The following is a 4,274-nucleotide window of genomic DNA, read 5'->3' on the forward strand; positions in this document are numbered from 1 at the left end:
GGCGAGGTAGAGCTGTTCGGTTTTCTCCGTGGCCAGCATGAGGAGTCGGTTCTGCAGGTCGGCGATCTGACGGCCGATGTTGGCGGGGTTGAGACTGTCACGGTAGGCGATCAGACCGGCCTGCTGGGCCGCGGAGAGCACCCCAGCGGCCAGCAGTCGCTCCAGCGGAGTCTGTGGCGCATCGTAGAGGCGCCGGCGCCGGCCGTCAGCGCTGCGGGCATACCCGATCGGTTTTATGGTCGGGGTGAGGTAGTTGAGCCGGTCATTGACCAGCGTCCACAACCGATTGAGCACAACACGTTCCTCGGGAGTGTCGTAGCGGTAGTAGAACGCGTACTTGCGGACCAGGTGGTTGTTCTTCGACTCGATGGTGGCCTGGTCGTTCTTCTTGTACGGGCGTGAACGGGTGAAGTAGATGCCCTTGCTGCCAGCCCACGTGATGACCGGCACGTTGAGGAACTCGGTGCCGTTGTCGAAGTCCAGACCGGTTATCCCGTAAGGGATTTCGGTAGCAGCAGCTTTGAGTCCGGCCAGGATGTGGGTATGGGCGTTATTGCGGATCGAGCGGGTGAACACCCATCCGGTATGCACGTCGGTCAAGTTCAGTGTGCGGGCGAACTCGCCCTTGAGGGTGGGCCCGCAGTGCGCCACGGTATCACCCTCGAAGAACCCCGGCTCCGTCTCGACCTCATCCCCAGCTCTGCGGACTTTGATCGAATTGCGCAGCAGTGGTGAGGGTTTCGTCGTCGACACGCCCGATATCTGGTCCTTGGCCTTCGCGGTTTTCAGATAACGATCGATGCTGGCCGCACTCATCGTCAGCAGTTCCTGCCGCACCTTGGGGCTGTAGCGGTCACGCCCGAACTCCAACTCGCCGTGACGTTCCAACCCGTCGAGCTGCAGCGCCATGCAGGCGGCAAGATACTTCCCGCACTGCCCACCCGAAGCGGCCCACACCCTCTGCAGCACCTTCAGCGCGTCATAGGAATACTTCGGCGCCCTCGGCTTACGGAGCCGCGCAGCGACACTGCGGCCCGTCCCTGGCGGCCGTTTCGCCGCCTCTGCAAGCCGGCGCCGAGCATTATCCCGCGACCAGCCCGTCACCGACATCACCTGATCCAAAATCAGGCCCTTGTCCTTCTTCGACGCCTTCACATACGCCTTGGCGTACTTCGTAGTGATCTCGGCCCGAGACGCCATCGACAGCCCACTTCCCATGCCTGACGACGGTCACCATTTCGCGGGCATTCTTACCTGAGGCACCGAGGGTGTTTCGCGGGCAGTTTTCGTGAGTCAAGCCGCTTGATTGACCGGACTGGATATGGCCACGTAGTCTGGAGTACGAAACATGCGGTGGGGCCCGCACTTTGCAGTCGACGGCTATTCCGGAAGGCGAACGAGTAGCCCGGCGAACGCCAACGGTCCCTGGGAATCGATTGCTGCCGATCGGGACGTGCGCGTGACGCACATGACCGGTCGCAAGTGGACCCAGGAGTAGACCATGAATCGATCATTCTTCCGCCGCGCCCAACGAGGCGATGGACCAGCTGTCGGCGCCGTCGATTACGCGGGTCTCAGCGATATCGGTCAGCAGCGTTCATTCAATCAGGATCGCTGGGGCGTCGACCCCGACCGGCGTCTGTTCGTGGTTGCCGATGGAGTCGCCTCCAGCAGTCACGGTGAGCTCGCCGCTCAGACGGTGGTCGAATTGCTGCCGGCATACGTGGCACGTCACCTCAATTCCGCTGAGCTGCAGGATACGTCGGCCCCCAGCCGGCTCGGCGATGCGATCGCCCAACTCTCCGACGACCTACGCGTTCGGGGCGACGGCGATCCCCGCTTCGCCGGTGCCAGCACCACCGTGGTGACCGCGGTCATCGCGGGTTCTCGCATGCTGGTCGCCCATCTGGGCGATAGCCGCGCCTACCTGTATCGCGCACAACAGCTGCGCTGCCTGACTCGCGATCACAGCCTGTTGCAGACACTGATCGATATGCAGAAGGTCTCCGCCGAGGATGCCTCGGTCAGTCCGGTCCGGAATGTGTTGACCCGTCACGTGGGCATGGCCCCGCCTGCACTGCCCGACGTTTCCGCCGTCGAGGTGCAGCCCGGCGACCGAATCTTGTTGTGCAGCGACGGACTTGTCTGTGTCGTCAATGATGAGTCGTTGACCCTGATCCTTGGCGCTGCCCGTCAGCCTGGCACCGTGTGCAAAGCTCTGATCGATGCTGCCAATGGTGCTGGCGGCCCGGATAACATCACCGCACTGGTCATCGATGTTGCCAGCACTAATACTAATCAATCGTGTCGAGCCGCGGCGGGCGTCGTGAAATCGCTGACATCGCAAAGCCGACAGCGTTCTTGCCACCGTTCTAACTCGACGAAAACTACTGCGCCTAAGCACCACTGACTTGCTGAATGCGTTCGGCGCGGGGCAGCACCGGACCGTCGTCGAGGGTCTCCTGGATGCCGAGTTCGGACAGACCGACCCGGGTCAGCAGCGAGGTGCCGTAGGCGGCGAGCATGAGCTTCTCGTCGTCGCTGTGGCCGCTGTCGACGAGCATTGACCCGATCAGGCAGATCACGGCCATCTTGTAGGCGTTGAAGGCGCGGTACCAGGAACGGTTCTGCAGCCTGATCCCACTGGCCTTTTCGTAGTGCGCCAGCAGGGCGTCGATGGGCAGCGCGGCAGGGTGGCTGGTGATGCCGACGGGCTGCATCCAGAGCAGTTCCAGCCAACCGATGTCCGTCAGGGGATCACCGACAGTCGTCATCTCCCAGTCGAAGACGGCGCTGACCTCGCCGCCGCTGAACGCGAAGTTGCCCGGCTTGGCGTCGCCGTGCACCAGGGTGACCCGCGGGCACGGCGCAGGCATACCGGCGCGCAGCCCCGTCAAGAGCCGCTCCAGCGCGGGCAGCGAATCGCGCTTGACCCGGTTCATCTCGTCGGCCCAGTGGTTGAGTTCGCGGCTCAGGTGGTCGTGACCGTCATCGAGGGTGTCCAGGCCGGTCTGCTGCAGGTCGACGGAATGAATCGCCGCCAGTTGTTCGGCCAGGCTCTGACACATCCGCACGACGGTTTCGTCGGTGACGCCGGTGGGCGCCTGCATTTCAAAGACGTTGCCGCCGACGCGTTCCATGACCAAGAACGGCCGTCCGAGGACCTCGCCGCTGTCTTCCAGCCACAAGGCCGGTGGCACCCGGACCGGGGTGTGCTGTAGCGCGCGCAGAATCGTGAATTGCCTTGCCAGGTCGTAAGGTTCCAATAGGGCGGGCGGCTCGGGGCGCAGCCGCAACACCACATCCTGGCGGTCGGTCTGGTCGCCGCGCCGCGTCACGACCGTCAGCACCATCATTTCGGCGGAATGCCCGAAGGTCACCCGGTCCAGGCCCTCCACCAGAACGTCGTCGGCGTCGGGCAGTTGGGTGCGTAGCCAGGTGCTCAGTTGCTCGTTCACGTTGGGGCCCTAGCCTTCTGCGGGCAGTCGCTCGACGGGCGTCTTGTCCTGGGTGAAGGCCGACATGTCCATCGCTGCCCAATTCGGATACCGGCGGTAACCCTGACCGCCCATCAGCAACTCGAAGATGCCCTGACCGGTGGCCCCATCAAGGTCAAAGCGCATCAGCTGATCGAGTGCCATCGATTTACCCTCGGTCTCGCTGAGTTGCCCGGGATTGGTGCTGTCCCACTGGAAGTGGATGAAGTAGGCCCCATTGCCCAGATCCCGGTACTGGCAGTGCGCCATCGGAAGTCCGTAGTACGCGTTGACGTGCTGGTGCGTGGCATCGGCGGTGACGCGGTAGCAGGTGCCGTCCTCGTCGGTGCAGCCCAGCGCGGCGCGGGTGGGCCGTTTGTATTCCCCGTCGAATTCCACCTCGTGTTCGATCTTGACGAAGCGCTTCGACAGCGTGCCATCGTTGTGGGTGATGCCGCCGTCGACGTATCTGACCGTGCCGTCGGATGATTCGATGATCCAGGCTTCGATGGCGCGGTCGTTGAAACCGGCGTCGAGCCACAGCCAGAAGTCAATCTTGTCGGAGACGCGGACGCCGAAGGTCCGGTCGCGGCCACCGTGGAAGCCGTCGACACTGATGTGCTTGCCGTCGATGTGCACCCACCCGGTCCACTTGCCCGGTTCCTTCATGTGATACATGTCGGCCAGGATTTGACCGTTCTCGTCGCGTACCTTCATGGGCAGCAGTTCCCACATCGGCGCGGTCGGTTGGTAGTACAGCTCCCATTCGACGCCGGAGTCGTTGGGTGCGATGTCGAG

The 4,274-nt window shown here is 63.3% G+C and carries 4 protein-coding genes; 1 reads left to right on the forward strand and 3 read right to left on the reverse strand.

The window, feature by feature from the left end:
- Nucleotides 1-1,218 (reverse strand): transposase family protein (locus tag VML93_RS04805; protein ID WP_325608218.1); only part of this gene is annotated, 1,218 nt, incomplete at its 3' end.
- A 283-nt stretch (nt 1,219-1,501) separates the two neighbouring features.
- Here VML93_RS04805 and VML93_RS04810 point away from each other — a divergent pair.
- Nucleotides 1,502-2,410 (forward strand): PP2C family protein-serine/threonine phosphatase, encoded by a 909-nt coding sequence (locus VML93_RS04810; RefSeq protein WP_325608220.1) that lies wholly within the window; start codon nt 1,502-1,504, stop codon nt 2,408-2,410.
- Here the strand turns inward: VML93_RS04810 and VML93_RS04815 are convergent.
- Entirely contained in the window at nt 2,397-3,458 is a 1,062-nt protein-coding gene (locus VML93_RS04815) for a phosphotransferase family protein (protein ID WP_325608222.1), read from the reverse strand. The two genes, VML93_RS04810 and VML93_RS04815, sit on opposite strands and share 14 nt — an antisense overlap.
- Before the next feature lie 9 nt (nt 3,459-3,467).
- On the reverse strand, nt 3,468-4,274 hold an 807-nt coding region (locus VML93_RS04820), incomplete at its 5' end, for a DUF7064 domain-containing protein (RefSeq protein ID WP_325608224.1).

Source organism: Mycobacterium sp. (genome assembly GCF_035499775.1).
GTDB lineage: Bacteria > Actinomycetota > Actinomycetes > Mycobacteriales > Mycobacteriaceae > Mycobacterium.

What these genes read in the sequence shown, in the direction of transcription:
- VML93_RS04810 (WP_325608220.1), top strand. Translation starts at nt 1,502, where the DNA reads ATGAATCGATCATTCTTCCGCCGCGCCCAACGAGGCGATGGACCAGCT.